This window comes from Bacillus sp. FSL L8-0358, assembly GCF_038593095.1.
Classification (GTDB): Bacteria; Bacillota; Bacilli; order Bacillales; family Bacillaceae; genus Bacillus; species Bacillus subtilis.
Genome location: NZ_CP151962.1, coordinates 3,921,414 through 3,938,853, shown reverse-complemented (window position 1 = coordinate 3,938,853; position 17,440 = coordinate 3,921,414). Strand labels below are relative to the sequence as shown.

Here is a 17,440-nt window from a genome sequence, read left to right as displayed (position 1 = left end):
GCCAGAAGATCACTTGAATGGGGAGAGTTTCATTCCTTTTAATGCGTGTAACAGAACATGAGCTGCAGCTCTGCTTGTCATATCTCGAAAATCGAGGGTAGGATCGACTTCAACAATTTCAATCCCGGCAATATTGGGCTGTTGTGCGATGTACTTGACTGCTTCAAGCAATTCGTCTGTATAGAGGCCGCCCGGGCCAATCGCTGGACAGCCGGGTGCATGGGACTGGTCTAAGACATCCATGTCAACAGAAATAAAAATGAAATCTGTTCTATTTTGAACGGCTGGCAAAACCTCTTTTATCGTGGAGATGAGCCCTTTTTCCCGGATCATGTCCATCGTGTGAATGTTCACGTTATGTTTTTTTGCATATGCTTCATAGGCCTGGCTGTTGCTGAATTCTCTGATACCCAGTTGGATCAAATGTTGACCTTCAATAATCTCTTCATCCAAAAGGCGGCGGAAGGGGGTGCCGTTTGTCGGCCCCCCGTCCTCCGTATTGCGAACATCGTGATGGGCATCAAATTGAATCACTGCTGTCGTTCCTTTTGTTTGTGCTATCGCTTTTATGGTGGAGTAGCTGATAGAGTTATCTCCCCCAAGTATGAGCGGCACCCAATCCGGATGGTCCGAAAGCAGAGCGTGCATGGTTTGGAAAATGTGATGATGTGACTTTACGATATCAGTGACATGAATATCGATATCCCCCAGGTCATATAGAAGCTCTGATACGACATGCTCTCCAAGCTCAGCAGAATAGGCTGATGAATGTTTCAGAGCCTGGCGTATTGTTCCGGGTGCAAAGGAAGCGCCTGAATGACTGATGGAGGATTTTGATAGGGGGACACCTATCAACGCCGGTCCCTTAATGTCTTGGCCGTCCCATGTTGCGATCAGGTCGCTCATTTTTGTGACATCCCGGTCCTTAAACGAAGACCCAGCCTCTCTGAGAAAAGGGTACTTATCCAAAAATAGCTCCCTCCCTGTTGACAACAATTGTTCCGTTTTTCATGACTTGATGTACATGATTGACCCCGTAGTGATACGGAATATACATATAGTTCGAGGCTTGCCAAATGACTAGATCAGCTGAGCGGCCGACTTTGAGCTGACCGGCTTCCTCTCCTTTCCCTATGGCGTATGCGGCATTGACTGTGACCGCATGCCATATTTCTTCTGCAGTCATTTTCAGATGAAGCGCGGCAATGGACATAATCAGCTGGATATTTTCAGTCGGCGAGCTGCCAGGATTAAAATCCGTTGCCAAGCTGACACATACACCTTCATCAATCATAGCTCTAGCCTTGGCGTATGTGCTTTTGCCAAGATAAAATGTCGTGCCCGGCAAGAGGACGGCGATCGTTCCTGCCTCAGCCAATTTCTTTATGCCTTCGTCCGATGCACCTACCAAATGGTCGGCTGAGACGGCCTTTAGCTCACCTGCTAATTCAGCACCTCCAAGCGGATCGATTTCATCTGCGTGTATTTTTAATCCGAAGCCTGCCTCAGCTGCTTTTTGTAAATAACGGCGGGATTGGCTGACTGTAAAAACGCCTGTTTCTGTAAAAATATCAGCAAAGCTGGCGAGCTCCTGCTCTTTGATTTCCGGCAAAAGGGAAAGCATTTGATCCAGAAATTCATCTGGATCGTTTTGATATTCGGGAGGAATCGCATGGGCTCCCATAAATGTGGAAACAAGGTCAACAGGCTGGCTTTCATGCAGTTTCTTTGCGACACGCAACTGTTTGAGCTCTGTCTCTTTTTCCAAGCCGTAGCCGCTTTTCACTTCTGCTGTGGTTGTGCCGTAGGACAGCATTCTTTGCAGATGAAAATGGGCTTTTTGCAGCAGCTCTTCTTCTGAAGCCGCCCTGGTATCCTTGACTGTAGACAGAATTCCGCCGCCCTGCGCCAGAATATCCAAATATGAAATGCCCTGAAGCTTAAGGTTCATCTCCTTTTCACGAGATCCGCCAAATACAAGATGGGTGTGCGGATCAACGAGGCCAGGCGTTACAAGGCGTCCCGAACAGTCAGCGATTTCGTCTGCCTCGTAACCGGCTTCAGCCCCTTTTTGTCCGGCGAACACAATTTTCTGTTCATGGATGCCGACAACAGCGTCTTCGATCACATGAAGATCCTGCATGCTTTTGCCTGCCCGCGGGCCGCTGCTTTCCATCGTCAAAAGCTGACCGATGTTGATGAGAATCGTATCAATTTGCTTTGGCATGTCATCACTCCTTTATTTTTGCATCGGCACGATAATGTCCTGTTTTTTCGCTACTTCAACGGCACGTTCATAACCCGCATCCGCATGACGGATAATGCCCATTCCTGGGTCGCTCGTTAAGACCCGCGCGAGCCGCTCGTCAGCCAGCTCACTTCCATCGGCCACTGCAACCATGCCGGCATGCAGGGAATAGCCCATTCCGACGCCGCCGCCATGGTGGAAGGAAACCCAGCTTGCACCCGCCGCCGTGTTGACAAGCGCATTTAGCACAGCCCAATCACCGACAGCGTCACTTCCGTCCTTCATCGCTTCTGTCTCCCGGTTTGGAGAGGCGACAGACCCGCAGTCCAAATGATCTCTCCCAATAACGACAGGCGCTTTTAGCTCCCCGGTTCTAACCAGCTCGTTAATGGCGAGGCCCATCTTTTTTCGTTCTCCATATCCAAGCCAGCAAATACGGGACGGCAAGCCTTGGAAGGTGACTTTTTCCTGTGCCATATCAATCCAGCGGTGAAGGGCTTTATTTGTTGGGAACAGCTCTTTTAATAACGCATCCGTACGGTAAATATCTGCCGGATCTCCGGAAAGCGCCGCCCAGCGGAACGGCCCTTTTCCTTCACAGAATAAGGTGCGGATGTAGGCAGGGACAAACCCCGGAAAATCGAAGGCATTCTCCAGCCCTTCATCCTTTGCGACTTGCCGGATATTGTTGCCGTAGTCAAATACAATAGAGCCCTTTTGCTGAAAGGCCAGCATGGCTTCGACATGTTTTTTCATGCTTTGCTTCGCAAGGCGCACGTAAAGCTCTGGATTGTCTTGACGCAAACGGTCAGCTTCATCAAGTGAATAGCCCTCGGGAACATAACCGATTAAAGGGTCATGGGCAGATGTCTGATCTGTCACAATATCAATTTTGACGCCTCGGTTCAAAAGTGTGTGATGCACCTCAGCTGCGTTTCCGAGAAGTGCAATGGACAAAGGTTTTCCTGCCAGCTTTGCCTCTTCAGCCCAAGCTAAGGCTTCCTCAATCGATGCTGTTTTTCGATCGCAGTATTTTGTTTCGATCCGCTTGTCGATGCGTTTTTCGTCAACCTCGACAGCAATGACGACGCCTTCATTCATCGTGACAGACAGCGGCTGTGCGCCTCCCATTCCGCCGAGACCCGCTGTCAGCGTCAATGTTCCTTTTAAGCTGCCTCCAAAGTGCTGTCGCGCCAGCTCAGCGAAGGTTTCATAGGTTCCTTGCAATATGCCTTGTGAGCCAATGTAAATCCAGCTGCCAGCCGTCATCTGTCCGTACATCATTAACCCTTTTTTCTCAAGTTCGTGGAAATGCTCCCAGTCTGCCCACTTCGGAACAAGAACAGAATTTGCTAGGAGCACGCGCGGGGCCTGCGGGTGTGTACGGAACATGCCAACGGGTTTTCCGGATTGCACGAGCAATGTTTCATCATTTTTTAATGTTTTCAAGGAATGCTCAATGGCGTGAAAAGCGTCCCAATCCCGTGCGGCTTTGCCAATCCCGCCATATACGATGAGGTCTTCCGGCTTCTCGGCGACTTCTGGATCAAGGTTGTTTCGAAGCATCCGAAGCACTGCCTCTTGCTCCCATCCTAAGCATTCAAGCTCTGTTCCTCTGTTGGCACGGATTGATTTTTTTACATCAGTCATATGTTCATCCCCCTTAGTTCTTTATTCTGATGATCAGGTATTAAAGATTCTTTCTTCAGCCAGTCAGTCAAGCGTTCAATGTCATAGGAAAAAACACGGTCCTGCTGAATGGACGGCACGACTTTTCTCATTTCCTGAAAAAGCTGTTTCGTATAGGACGCTGCATGTTCTATGCCTCTGTATTCAACCGCCTGCAATGCGCAAATGGCTTCGATTGCAATGACTCTCCTTGTATTTGCGATCACCTGATAAGCATGCCGAGCGGCGATGGTTCCCATGCTGACATGGTCCTCTTGGTTGGCGGATGACGGAATAGAATCCACACTTGCTGGGTGGGCCAATGTTTTATTTTCAGAAACGAGTGAGGCCGCGGCATACTGCATGATCATCGCACCGGATTGCAGACCGGGATGAGGGCTCAGGAACGGCGGCAGGTCATTCAGCTGCGGATTCACAAGTCGTTCGATCCTGCGCTCTGCGATATTCGCAAGCTCTGATATTGCGATTTTTAGAAAATCCATGGCAAAGGCGATCGGCTGTCCGTGAAAGTTTCCGCCAGAAATCACTTTGTCACCGTCATTGAAAATAAGAGGATTGTCCGTAGCGGCATTCATTTCAATCTCTAATTTTTCTTTGACATAGCCTAACGTCTGCCAAGTCGCACCGTGTACTTGCGGAATACAGCGCAATGAATAGGCATCCTGGACCCGCAGTTCTCCCTGAGAGGTTGTCAGGCCGCTGTCAGATAGATAGAAGCGAATTCGTTCTGCGACATCGATCTGCTCCTGATAGCCGCGGGCTAAGTGAATATCCTCATCAAACGCATCTATAATTCCCCGCAGCCCTTCAATCGTTAAGCTGGCAATGCGCTCAGTTTGATAGGCTAGTTTTTCAGCTTCAATGTATGAGACCACTCCCATTGCAGTCATGGCCTGAGTCCCGTTAATCAAGGCAAGCCCTTCCTTGGATGTCAGCGTTACCGGTTGAATACCTGCTTTTTTCAAGCCTGTCATTGCCGGCATTCTTTCCCCCTCAAAAAAGACTTCTCCTTGTCCGATCAGCGCAAGCGCCAGGTGGGAAAGCGGCGCCAGATCTCCGCTTGCGCCAAGTGATCCCTGCTGGGGGATGACAGGATGGACGCGTTTATTTAAAAAAGCAAGCAACTGTTCGATCAGCTCAGCGCGTACACCGGAAAAGCCTTTTAACAGCGCATTGGCGCGCAAAAGCAGCATTGCCCTGGAAACACACTCAGGAAAAGGGTCGCCGACTCCGCAGGCATGAGAAAGGATTAAATTTAGCTGCAGCGCCGCCGAGTCTTCTTTCTGAATCAGGACATCGCTGAATTTGCCAAATCCGGTGTTGATGCCGTAGATTGTCTTTTCGTCGCGTACAATCCGTTCCACTGCCGCTCTGCTTTTTTTCACGCGCTCCATACTTTCCTCGGAAGCCGCTGCCTCCTCAAAATCAAACAGCACACGAGCGACGTCGGCTGTTGTCAATGAAGAACCGTCTAAAGTCACCATAAGCCCAACTCCTTTTTCTTTACTTTAGTAAAGCGCCCATACAAAAAGGAGCTATGCTGTGAACATCTGTTTTCACGCATAGCCCCCTATCGTCTAAGATCTATGGGCTGTTTCATATGTGATTAATTCCAACACCGAATGTCTCGTGCTCAAGACCTTTAATCGGCGCCCCGATTGTTCCGTAAAGCGAGACAGCAATCCAATCGCCTTCCGCTTCACTTTCATAAGGATTTCCCCTCAAAACGGCAAACCTCAAGCCCACCGTCCGAAGCAGCGATCCCAGCAGCATTTCACCTCTGGTCACGCCATGCAAAGCCTCCATCGTCGCATGATAAAGCGCATGTGACTCCCGATAACCCTCAGATTGAATGACACCGCTCTTTTTGGAAGCGGTTTCAATTGCGGCTACTACTTTATGCGCGTCCATTGATCCTACCTTGCCAAGACAGACCTTCCATCCGTCTCGCTCCAGCTCCTCAACCTGCGTACTCTCTTCCGCCTCATTCAGCAGCAGGAGAACAGACAGCCGTCCGATCCGACGCTCTTTATGCAGTGTCATATGAATCACTCAATTCCTAAAAATTCTGATAACTATTAACTGAGTATTATATTAATTGGTTCAGCAGCAGAAGTCAAAAGATTTTTTACAGTCTTTAACAAGTTAGATTGCTATTGTAATAGCGCGACGCAGAGAGCAGAACAGGTTTTTTCAGCGATTGCACACGATATCCAGACAAGGAGGCAAGCGCCGCTGTCTTACTCTCAATATGTGTTTACTAAGTCGTATTTTTCGCAAGGCATTTTCTAAAGAGCCAGCCGAAAATCAGGCATCATCTTAAAAAACGCCGACAACGAAATGGCTGTATCACAGTCGATGCAAAACCTGACAAAGCAGTTATTACATGTACGCGAATGAAAAACAGAGTGATGAAAGAAGGAGAAACAGCAAAAGAGTTGAACTATGAAGGAGAGGATATGCAAGCAGCAGTTCTGCGCAAAACAGCCAGACATCAGTCTGACTATGTAAGAGAACAGTGAGAAATCACCTATCTGTTTGAATATGAAAACATTCGGCTGTTTTAATAGGCCGGGGTTTCTTCATAGAGAAATGTAAGCGTTTAAAATTTAATGAAAAAGAGAGGCGAATTGTTTAGATGTTCAACCGATTGTTTCGTGTATGTTTTCTTGCAGCTCTTATCATGGCCTTCACCCTCCCAAACTCCGCCAATGCACAAAAACCTATTTTTAAAGAAGTCAGCGTCCATGACCCTTCCATCATTGAAACAAACGGCACCTTTTATGTTTTTGGATCTCATCTCGCTTCAGCAAAAACAAATGACCTCATGCAATGGCAGCAGCTGACCACCAGCGTAAGCAACGACAACCCACTTATCCCGAATGTCTATGAAGAATTAAAAGAAACCTTCGAATGGGCGCAATCCGATACTCTTTGGGCGGCTGACGTCACGCAGCTGGCGGACGGCAAATACTACATGTACTACAACGCCTGCCGCGGCGACTCACCAAGATCCGCCATGGGTGTTGCCGTTGCTGACAACATCGAAGGCCCATACAAAAACAAAGGCATCTTTTTGAAATCAGGAATGGAAGGCACAAGCAGCGATGGAACACCGTATGACGCAACCAAACACCCGAATGTCGTCGACCCGCATACCTTCTTTGATAAAGACGGCAAGCTGTGGATGGTGTACGGATCATACTCAGGCGGCATTTTCATACTTGAAATGAATCCGAAAACGGGCTTCCCGCTTCCTGGGCAGGGCTACGGCAAAAAACTGCTCGGTGGCAACCACAGCAGAATCGAAGGCCCGTATGTTCTCTACAATCCAGACACCCAATACTACTACTTATATCTGTCATTCGGCGGCCTTGATGCAACAGGCGGCTATAACATACGTGTGGCCCGCTCCAAGAAACCAGACGGTCCTTACTATGATGCAGAAGGCAATCCAATGCTCGACGTCCGCGGCAAAGAAGGCACATTCTTCGACGACCGTTCCATCGAACCATACGGCGTCAAACTCATGGGCAGTTACACTTTTGAAACAGAAAATGAAAAAGGAACCGGGTACGTCTCACCAGGCCACAACTCTGCATATTATGACGAAAAAACCGGGCGTTCCTATTTAATCTTCCACACCCGCTTCCCGGGCAGAGGTGAAGAACACGAAGTCAGAGTCCACCAATTGTTCATGAACAAAGACGGCTGGCCGGTAGCAGCACCATATCGTTATGCGGGCGAAACACTGAAAGAAGTAAAACAAAAAGATATCACAGGAACATACAAACTCATCCAGCACGGAAAAGACATCTCAGCCGACATCAAAAAAACCATCAACATCCAGCTCAACAAAAACCACACCATTTCCGGGGAAATGACTGGAACATGGAAGAAAATCGGAAAAAATACAGCTGAACTTATGTTAGCTGGCAAGAAGTATAATGGCGTATTTTTACGCCAGTGGGATTCGATGAGAGAGAAGAACGTCATGACGTTTAGTGTGTTGAATGGCGGCGGTGAGGCTGTTTGGGGATCTAAATAAGATGGAGAAGCGCCTTCTAGAGAAGGCGCTTTTTTATGAGCTTTATTGACTATAAGAAATGGTTGAGCGAGAGAAAAACAGAAGTGATAGCGGGGTTCAAGACCTAAATGAAAAGTCCCCATCATGATGATTCTCCCTCTTACAAAGTTATGAAATTGAATTTTTAGCTATTTAGAACCGGGATAAAGTTCCTCAAGACAATCCTTTTTACCTATTTATCCAATATGACCCATCATGTAATATGAAAATAGTCTGTATTGTAAAGAATTGACACAGTTTGATAGAAACACGAGGTGTTGCGGCATGCATAGTGAAATGTTGTTACATTCGGTAAAAGCCGACTTACATGAAAAGCAGGAACAGATCCATCAATTAAAACGAGTGCTGCACGAAATTAGGCAAATCAAACACGATTTCTCTGAGGCCCAGCATCTCATTCACCGACCTCATCTTAACCGGGAGGCATGGAGAGGAACACATGCTCAGCGGTTTGAAGATATTCGTGAAGGAATGAACAAAGCATATCAGCAAATCAAAAGCGATCAAGTCAGCGGAATCATCGAAAGCATAGAAGGAAAAATCCACTCATTAGAGGGCGATGTCTATTCCATAAGACGCCAAATTACGAGGATAGAGCATGAAATAGAGAAGGAAAAACATAAAAAGTGAGGTGAGCACAAATGGCACAGGAAATTAAAATGGTGTATGGCACAGTGAAGCAAGGGCTTTCTCAGCTCAAGAATTCAGCTGAACTCAAGTCCTCCTTACCCGGCCATCTCTCAGGCAGAAACCATTTGAATGTTGTAAAGTCCATCGAGCAATTAAATAAGGACATCAAAGAGCTCACTGAAGCATATGCGTCTGTTCTGGCCAAGCATATCGCACAAACGGAAAGCGCGGTAAACGCCATGAAGGAAACGGACGAAAACATATCATCTTCCATGAAATAAAGCGCGGGAGGACAAGGGATTGAAAACATTAGATGTCCACGCTCTTCACGAGGGCATTCAGCATACGATTGAGAAACTGGACAAGCAAAAACAACAGCTGGAGAAGCTGGAAAAAAGCGTTGAGCATCTGGCAGGCATGAAGGATGCGCTGAAAGGAAAAGGCGGAGATGCCATCCGGACCTTTTACGAGGAGTGCCACAAGCCTTTTCTCCTTTTCTTTGGCATGTTTATCGGCGAATACAAAAAAGTGCTGAAACAAACACAGCATGCGATTTCCTCTGTAGAATCTGACTCTCACGGCATGATTGCAGAGGCTTTTCTCTCACACGATGCGAGACATGGGGTCAAGCATGCACGAGAAGTGACAGAGCAGCTCACTGATGCAGTCAATCGCCAGACATCAGCCATAGATCACATCGTCAGCCTGCCGGCAGTCAATGATACCTTTTTCCGAATGGAAACAGAACAGGCTGAGCGGCTGATTTCGGACACCCTGAATAAGCTCTTTCAATTTGACGGCCAGCAAACCCAAGCACTAGAAACCGCAAAATCAGATTTTCAAACGATGAAAAAATATATAGACCAGCTCGAAACCATGTACACCGGCCCGAAAATTGAAATTACAGGCTATAAAAGCGGCTCCATCTTGAAATCGCAGGAAGAAGAAAACATCAACCAAACCTTCGGCGCGATTAACCCGCAAATGAAGCAGGCGGATGATTCACCGATGGAGATGATGCTGAAGAAACTAGCCGAGAATGAAAAGTCTAAAGTGGATTCGGTTGTCAAAACGGGTCATTCTAAAAAGGTAAGTAAAAATATCATCGTTATCAATGGTAAAGTGTATAATACGAGTGAACATAGAGAACATATAAAAACTGATTTCTCAAATGCAGAGGTTAAGCAAGTCGTTTATAATGATACACTTTACAATGTATACATATCTGGTAATGACATGAAGCTTGAACCTGTCGTCTCGCTTTCGGACATTAAAGTGGATGAGAATGGATATGTGAAAATTTTAGAGACAGCTGTAGAGTTTTCAGGTATAAATGATCTGTTTAGAGCTGCTACAGGCAGAGATCCTATAACAGGCGAAAAAGTCTCGAGTAAAGATCGGATTGTTGCAACTGTTCACGCGGTACCAATTTCGAAAATAGCTAAGTTGCAAAAATTTAATATATATAAGTTAATTAATGGTGAGATAAAGACGAAGAAGGCTTCTAAGATTGAAAAAGGTACAAAGAAAAATAAAAATGACAAGGTACTAACTAAAAATGGAGCCTTTAGAGATGCCAAAAGGAGAGCAGGAATACCTAACTCTTCTCAACATAAGAAGCCAGTAGACGTTTTTGATGGAACAAGTGAGAATAGAAGGGTATATGAATTTGAAGTAGATGGTAAGAAAAAATATATTATAGAGCATAGAGAAGACAAACTTGGTCGGGGGCCCCACTTTCACGGTGCTGATGATTTAAAAGGTAATCCGCTAGAAAAAGGAAGATATAATCAGTATCCTGGTCACTCACCAGAGGATTTTGAAGGTTATAAAAATAAAGGAAAGTTTAAGAAAAAAGGTGATTAAAACTTGAATAACGAGAGAGTTAAAAAGATGGAACTTCTAAAAAGGAAAAGTAGAAGAAAAAATTTAATTAGAGAATTAGATTTCTTACATATAACTGAGGATTCCTTTTTAGATATTGAAGAAAACGAGCTGTTCTGCAAAAAAGCATTTTCAATTCTTGACACAAAGCAGAATAAAGTACAAATACAAGGTACTGATTATATAGAGAATATTCAAAAATCTATTCAATTATTAAAGGATACTTTTGAGAATGTGGAATTGGGTTCAAATGAAGCAAGGCTACTTTTTTTTAGGGAAAACGAAATAGAGGCTGTTTTATTATCTTTAGACGAAATATTTATAAATTTGGACAAAGTGCTCGAAATCACAAAATTTTCAATTGGATATGGAGATTTTATTCTTACATCAGAAGATTTCAAATTCGGATTATGTATAGAACGGACAGAATATCACTATGAATTTTGTGTCTGGGGATTATCTAAAAAAAATAAAAAATAAAGGTTTTTATATATTGAACAACAGTTGAAGAAATGTCTTTTTATTTATGTTAATGATAGAGAGTGCAGAATATGGGTAATGAATTTTTATTAAGATAAATAAATGAATCATTAATTTTTATTAAGATAAATAAATGAATCATTATTGAAATCAACATATTAGAAGAGGAATTAAAATAAAGAAAAACCTTGAAGGGAGCACCTTTCAAGGTTTTTGACAATTATCATCTTTTTCTAGCGACAATAAAAAGTAAGGGGCGGTTAGTAATTTTTACCTTTTATAATGAATATGATTTATTAGAACTGTTTGATAGTGAGCCAATAAGCGTGGTGAGTGATCCCCTTGCAGAAATATTCATATACTCTATCCAAGATATGAAAGGCTTTAAACTGATTCTGACAATGGATGTATACGCTTTGGAGTGCAATCTAAGTCTCACCTTCAATGAGTTGCTTGTTTTTGAATCTAAGTTTATAAATGTTACTCAATTAAAGAGATGTAATTCTGATCTATTTATATATATTCATAACGAACCAAAGGTAAAGGTTATATTTAAAAAGCAACTTGGAATTATTTTTGTTTAATGACATATATGAAAGCAAGGATGTTAGAAATTAAAAATCGCTTTAAATACTTTCAAAGTACATCATGTAAATGACGATTGGAAAACTCTTTACGTTGGGTTGAAGCAAGGGTGGATAAACAAAATTGAAGTAATGAATTATGCTGTTGAATATTTGATGAACCATCCCGGTGTATAACAAGAAGAAATTCTAGAACTGGCTTGGGGAGACAAGGATGATATTGAAGAAGCCATTTTGAATATATTACGAGTTGAAGAAAATAGTTTCTATGCTATTGAAAAAAGAAAATGGAGATATGTTATTCTTCTTGAAGTAAAATCAAAGTATAGTGATCATGGAATTGAACTTTTGAGCAAGCTTGCGGAAGTTTATGCAGATATGAATTACCCTGAAGATATGGCGGGTTTTATTCATTATCATCCTTTTAATAACGGGTGTAACTCGCATTTACATTCCTATGAAAAAAATATAAATAGATTATGCAATTTCAAGATTTTTTAGTAAGGAAAAAACAAAATATACAAAATGGCTTACCGTTATAAAAAATAGTCCTTATTGAGCAATCACCTTAGTCAACACCAAAAATGAAAGCGTTGACATCCCGCAAGTCTAGTGCTAAAGTATACCTACAAACAAATAAAACGACCCGTCAGGATTGTTACTGCGAAAGCAGGCAAAACCTAAATGGTGCAGGTGCAGGAGGAGACTCTCGCAATCTGTGTCATTTAGGTTTTTTTTATTCTCTTTTAGGAGGTGATGCAGCATTTGATAGAAAAAAAGCTGGTGAAAGGCGGCCACCTTTCTTCCAGCAGTCCCCCCATAAAAAGGAGGTATATACATGGATTATGATAAATTATCGAAGGACATATTACAACTCGTAGGCGGTGAAGACAACGTTCAGCGCGTGATTCACTGCATGACGAGGCTGCGTTTTAATCTTCATGACAATTCGAAGGCGGATCGCAGTCAGTTGGAGCAGCTGCCTGGAGTGATGGGCACCAATATCAGCGGCGAGCAGTTTCAAATCATTATCGGAAACGATGTGCCGAAGGTGTATCAGGCGATTGTGCGGCACAGCAATCTCAGTGATGAAAAGAGCGCTGGTTCATCCTCTCAGAAAAAGAATGTGCTGAGTGCGGTCTTTGATGTGATTTCTGGTGTGTTTACCCCGATTCTGCCTGCGATTGCGGGAGCGGGGATGATCAAAGGGCTTGTTGCGTTGGCAGTTACGTTTGGCTGGATGGCGGAGAAGAGCCAGGTTCATGTCATTTTGACGGCTGTCGGTGACGGCGCGTTCTACTTCCTGCCGCTCCTGCTAGCGATGAGTGCGGCGAGAAAATTCGGAAGCAATCCGTACGTAGCGGCTGCCATTGCGGCGGCGATCCTGCATCCGGATTTGACAGCCCTGCTCGGTGCGGGGAAACCGATTTCCTTTATTGGGCTTCCTGTAACCGCTGCCACTTATTCGTCAACGGTCATCCCGATTTTGCTGGCGATTTGGATTGCTTCATACGTGGAAAAATGGATTGACCGTTTTACACACGCATCTCTCAAATTGATTGTGGTTCCGACATTCACGCTATTGATTGTCGTGCCGCTGACATTGATTACAGTCGGTCCGCTTGGCGCTATTTTAGGAGAATACTTGTCTTCTGGGGTCAATTATTTGTTTGATCATGCAGGGCTTGTGGCGATGATTTTGCTGGCTGGTACATTCTCTTTAATCATTATGACGGGCATGCACTATGCCTTTGTGCCGATCATGATCAACAACATCGCTCAAAACGGCCACGATTATTTACTGCCGGCTATGTTTTTGGCGAATATGGGGCAGGCGGGAGCATCATTTGCCGTCTTCCTTCGCTCCAGAAACAAAAAATTTAAATCACTCGCGCTTACCACAAGCATCACGGCGCTGATGGGGATTACAGAACCTGCGATGTACGGCGTGAATATGCGATTGAAAAAGCCGTTTGCGGCCGCTTTGATTGGCGGTGCAGCCGGTGGCGCGTTTTACGGCATGACGGGTGTTGCTTCCTATATCGTCGGAGGTAATGCAGGTCTCCCGAGCATCCCTGTCTTTATCGGCCCAACGTTTATTTACGCGATGATCGGCCTTGTGATTGCGTTTGCGGCGGGAACAGCAGCTGCGTATTTGCTTGGATTCGAGGATGTGCCTTCTGACGGCAGCCAGCAGCCGGCAGTGCATGAAGGCAGCAGAGAGATCATTCACAGCCCGATTAAGGGAGAAGTGAAAGCATTAAGTGAAGTCAAAGACGGAGTGTTTTCTGCCGGGATCATGGGAAAAGGATTCGCCATTGAGCCTGAAGAAGGAGAAGTTGTGTCGCCTGTTCGTGGAAGCGTTACCACCATTTTTAAAACAAAACACGCAATTGGCATTACGAGTGATCAGGGAGCTGAAATACTCATACACATTGGATTGGACACGGTGAAGCTGGAGGGACAATGGTTCACGGCTCACGTCAAAGAAGGCGACAAGGTCGCACCGGGAGATCCGCTCGTGTCCTTTGATCTGGAGCAAATCAAAGCCGCGGGATATGACGTCATTACCCCGGTGATCGTGACCAACACAGACCAATATTCATTTTCGCCGGTAAAAGAGATCGGTAAAGTGCAGACAAAAGAAGCGCTGCTTGCTTTATCTTGAAAAAACTAATGGGGTGATCAATATGAGTTCAAACGCAAAACGATTTCCAGAAGGATTTTTATGGGGCGGCGCAGTTGCTGCCAACCAAGTGGAGGGTGCTTATAACGAGGGTGGTAAGGGGCTTTCGACAGCTGACGTATCGCCGAACGGGATCATGTCTCCATTTGATGAATCAATGACTTCCTTGAATCTGTATCACAACGGGATTGACTTTTATCATCGTTATAAAGAGGATATCGCCTTATTTGCAGAAATGGGATTTAAGGCGTTCCGCACATCGATTGCGTGGACGAGAATTTTTCCGAATGGCGATGAAGAGGAGCCCAATGAAGAAGGCCTCAGCTTTTATGATGATCTGTTTGATGAGCTGTTAAGGCATCATATTGAGCCTGTCGTAACCATCTCTCATTATGAAATGCCGCTCGGTTTAGTGAAAAATTATGGAGGCTGGAAGAATCGCAAAGTCATAGAGTTTTATGAACGCTATGCCAAAACGGTTTTCAAACGCTATCAACACAAAGTGAAGTATTGGATGACGTTCAATGAAATTAACGTGGTGCTCCATGCGCCATTTACCGGAGGCGGCCTTGTTTTTGAAGAAGGAGAAAACAAATTAAACGCGATGTACCAGGCGGCACACCACCAATTTGTGGCCAGTGCTCTTGCTGTCAAAGCGGGCCACGACATCATTCCTGATTCGAAAATCGGCTGTATGATAGCGGCAACGACAACCTATCCGATGACTTCTAAGCCGGAGGATGTCTTCGCGGCAATGGAGAATGAGCGCAAAACACTTTTCTTCTCAGATGTTCAGGCAAGAGGCGCATACCCGGGATATATGAAACGCTATCTGGCAGAAAACAATATTGAAATTGAAATGGCTGAAGGCGATGAAGAGCTCTTGAAAGAACATACGGTGGATTATATTGGATTCAGCTACTACATGTCGATGGCGGCGAGCACAGATCCGGAAGAGCTTGCAAAGTCAGGGGGCAACCTGCTGGGCGGAGTCAAAAACCCTTACCTCAAATCATCAGAATGGGGCTGGCAAATTGATCCGAAAGGCTTGCGCATCACGCTCAACACCTTATACGACCGTTATCAGAAGCCGCTGTTCATTGTTGAAAATGGCCTTGGCGCTGTAGACAAGGTTGAAGAGGACGGCACGATTCAGGACGATTACAGAATCAACTATCTGCGTGATCATTTAATTGAAGCGCGCGAAGCCATTGCAGACGGCGTTGAATTAATCGGATACACATCATGGGGGCCAATTGACCTTGTCAGCGCATCTACCGCGGAAATGAAAAAACGCTACGGCTTCATTTATGTGGACCGGGACAATGAAGGACATGGAACATTTAATCGCATCAAGAAAAAAAGCTTCAACTGGTATCAGCAGGTTATCGCCACAAACGGAGAGAGTCTCTGACAATTTTTTGAAAACTCATGCGCTTCAATTGACAATAACGAAATGCAGGCGGACAATAAAAGAGAAAGATGAACCACCCACAGTCCGAAAGGCGGGAAGAGCATGTTTAACAAAATGTTAGTAGCGATTGACGGATCAGACATGAGTGCAAAAGCGCTTGATGCCGCGGTGCATTTGGCAAAAGAGCAGCAAGCGGAACTAAGCATTCTTCATGTGGGGAGAGAAGCCGTCGTCACGACTTCTTCTCTGACGGGAATTGTCTATGTGCCTGAACACTTTATTGATGAAATCAGGAACGAGGTTAAAAAAGAGGGCCTGAAAATCCTTGAAAATGCAAAAGAAAAAGCAGCCGAAAAAGGCGTTCAAGCTGAAACCATTTACGCGAATGGCGAGCCGGCGCATGAGATACTAAATCACGCAAAAGAGAAAGGCGTCAGCCTGATTGTAGTTGGCAGCCGGGGGATCAGCGGCCTGAAAGAAATGATGCTTGGAAGCGTCAGCCATAAAGTGTCTCAATTATCAACATGCCCGGTTTTGATTGTTCGATAGATTTGTAAAAAAAGCGCCCTCGGGCGCTTTTTTCTATTTAGAATAGAAGTGTTATAATATCCACATGTAAAAAAGAGGAATTCTATGTGTAGATTTCTGAATTTATTAAAAAGTATTTATACCATGCAGTACTGGAGGTAGAATACGCTTGATGCAGCAAGATCTCTCAATCACACCAAAACAAAAATCAACAGCCGTAATCAAAATGGTCATCTCTATGGTGATTTTCGGCTCCATCGGCTTTTTCTCAGAGCATACCAATCTGCCGTCATTTGAATTGGTCTTTGTCCGCTGCCTTTGCGCGACGCTGTTTTTAGGCCTTTGCTGGCTGGCGTCCGGCCAGTATAAAACTGAAAAATGGAGCAAGAGAGACGTGCTGCAAACATTGGCGTGCGGTTTCTTTCTTGTATTCAACTGGGTGTTTTTATTTAAGTCTTTTGAAGAAACGTCCGTTACAATTGCCATCTCCGTTTATCATCTAGCGCCGGTGCTTGTTCTTCTTCTGGGGAGCTTCTTCTACAGAGAGAAATTAAATGTGATCTCCGTCAGCTCCATTATCATCTGCTTTCTGGGAACTGCGCTGATTTCCGGGATTAACGGCAGCACTTCATTGACACAGCTGATGGGATCAGGGATCATATGGGCAGTTCTCGCCGCACTGTTTTATGCGTTCACCACTTTATTGGGAAAAGGCATTCACAATCTCAGTCCTTACACGACCACCTTCTTGCAGACGGGTTTAGGGGTTATCATCCTGATTCCGTTTATTCACTTTGGCGCTTTTGCTGATCTATCTCAGGGAAACTGGATTATGGTGGTATCTACCGGCATCATCCATACGGGTATTGTATATTTGCTGTTTTTTGACAGTTTGCGATTTTTATCAACGAAATTTATTTCAATCATTGTATTTCTCGACCCCGCTGTCGCGATCGTGCTCGATACCGTCTTCACAGGCTTCCGCCCTGACCTCTATCAAACGCTTGGCATCGTGCTGATCTTTGCGGGCATGGCCTTGACGCTTGTCAGGAGGCAGGGGAATGTGGCAGCTGAGGGTACGGATATTGAACAAATGCAATAATGGAAAATGTAAAAAGGCCTATGCGGCCTTTTTTTGATTCTTAAAATAACATAAACATTCCAGAAAAATATTGTAATCCTATTCCAATGAAGCTAACATGTTAAATCA

At 44.9% G+C, this 17,440-nt stretch carries 14 protein-coding genes and 3 pseudogenes; 12 read left to right on the top strand and 5 right to left on the bottom strand.

Features of this window, described 5'->3' with window-relative positions; genetic code table 11:
- Positions 1-9: 9 nt before the first annotated feature.
- The 5 genes from hutG to hutP form a co-directional block, all read right to left on the bottom strand.
- Positions 10-969 carry a formimidoylglutamase gene (hutG, locus tag NYE49_RS20210; RefSeq protein ID WP_128471946.1) on the bottom strand — a complete coding sequence of 320 codons (960 nt, stop codon included), beginning with the start codon at positions 967-969 and terminating at the stop codon, positions 10-12.
- On the bottom strand, positions 962-2,227 hold the full coding sequence (gene hutI, locus NYE49_RS20205; protein ID WP_047183440.1) for an imidazolonepropionase: 1,266 nt from the start codon (positions 2,225-2,227) through the stop codon (positions 962-964). The genes hutG and hutI overlap by 8 nt, the downstream gene beginning before the upstream one ends.
- Before the next feature lie 12 nt (positions 2,228-2,239).
- Positions 2,240-3,898: a urocanate hydratase gene (gene hutU, locus NYE49_RS20200; protein WP_047183439.1), complete on the bottom strand. Its 1,659-nt coding sequence runs from the start codon at positions 3,896-3,898 to the stop codon at positions 2,240-2,242.
- Positions 3,895-5,421, bottom strand: coding sequence for a histidine ammonia-lyase (gene hutH / locus NYE49_RS20195; RefSeq protein ID WP_063335852.1), 1,527 nt, complete (start codon positions 5,419-5,421; stop codon positions 3,895-3,897). The genes hutU and hutH overlap by 4 nt, the downstream gene beginning before the upstream one ends.
- Before the next feature lie 112 nt (positions 5,422-5,533).
- Entirely contained in the window at positions 5,534-5,980 is a 447-nt protein-coding gene (gene hutP, locus NYE49_RS20190) for a hut operon transcriptional regulator HutP (protein ID WP_003243875.1), read from the bottom strand.
- Positions 5,981-6,277: 297 nt separating this feature from the next.
- Between hutP and NYE49_RS20185 the strand changes: the two are divergent.
- From NYE49_RS20185 to NYE49_RS20130, 12 genes and pseudogenes are all read left to right on the top strand, one after another.
- Positions 6,278-6,440, top strand: a pseudogene (locus tag NYE49_RS20185) (hypothetical protein).
- Between the two features lie 135 nt (positions 6,441-6,575).
- The gene (gene abnB / locus NYE49_RS20180) at positions 6,576-7,985 is read left to right on the top strand and encodes an arabinan endo-1,5-alpha-L-arabinosidase AbnB (RefSeq protein ID WP_342410702.1); all 1,410 of its coding nucleotides are present in this window, start codon (positions 6,576-6,578) and stop codon (positions 7,983-7,985) included.
- 303 nt (positions 7,986-8,288) lie between these two features.
- Positions 8,289-8,654, top strand: a complete 366-nt coding sequence (locus tag NYE49_RS20175; protein ID WP_014478447.1) for a DUF5082 family protein — start codon at positions 8,289-8,291, stop codon at positions 8,652-8,654.
- 11 nt (positions 8,655-8,665) lie between these two features.
- On the top strand, positions 8,666-8,935 hold the full coding sequence (locus NYE49_RS20170) for a YwqI/YxiC family protein (protein WP_003218942.1): 270 nt from the start codon (positions 8,666-8,668) through the stop codon (positions 8,933-8,935).
- A gap of 19 nt (positions 8,936-8,954) precedes the next feature.
- Positions 8,955-10,169: pseudogene (locus NYE49_RS20165) on the top strand (T7SS effector LXG polymorphic toxin); the annotation flags it as partial.
- A complete protein-coding gene (locus NYE49_RS20160; RefSeq protein ID WP_250540427.1) occupies positions 10,164-10,520 on the top strand; it encodes an HNH/endonuclease VII fold putative polymorphic toxin in 357 nt (118 codons plus the stop codon). The pseudogene NYE49_RS20165 and the gene NYE49_RS20160, both read left to right, overlap by 6 nt.
- 3 nt (positions 10,521-10,523) lie before the next feature.
- Positions 10,524-11,018 carry a hypothetical protein gene (locus NYE49_RS20155; protein WP_047183435.1) on the top strand — a complete coding sequence of 165 codons (495 nt, stop codon included), beginning with the start codon at positions 10,524-10,526 and terminating at the stop codon, positions 11,016-11,018.
- A 620-nt stretch (positions 11,019-11,638) separates the two neighbouring features.
- Positions 11,639-12,103 (top strand): annotated as a pseudogene (locus NYE49_RS20150) (DUF2247 family protein).
- Positions 12,104-12,440: 337 nt separating this feature from the next.
- On the top strand, positions 12,441-14,270 hold the full coding sequence (gene bglP, locus NYE49_RS20145) for a PTS beta-glucoside transporter subunit IIABC (RefSeq protein ID WP_041518130.1): 1,830 nt from the start codon (positions 12,441-12,443) through the stop codon (positions 14,268-14,270).
- A 22-nt stretch (positions 14,271-14,292) separates the two neighbouring features.
- Positions 14,293-15,702, top strand: coding sequence for an aryl-phospho-beta-d-glucosidase (gene bglH / locus NYE49_RS20140; RefSeq protein WP_015483909.1), 1,410 nt, complete (start codon positions 14,293-14,295; stop codon positions 15,700-15,702).
- 102 nt (positions 15,703-15,804) lie between these two features.
- On the top strand, positions 15,805-16,251 hold the full coding sequence (locus NYE49_RS20135; RefSeq protein WP_003227162.1) for a universal stress protein: 447 nt from the start codon (positions 15,805-15,807) through the stop codon (positions 16,249-16,251).
- A 151-nt stretch (positions 16,252-16,402) separates the two neighbouring features.
- On the top strand, positions 16,403-17,332 hold the full coding sequence (locus tag NYE49_RS20130; protein ID WP_047183597.1) for a DMT family transporter: 930 nt from the start codon (positions 16,403-16,405) through the stop codon (positions 17,330-17,332).
- The last annotated feature ends 108 nt before the right edge of the window (positions 17,333-17,440 follow it).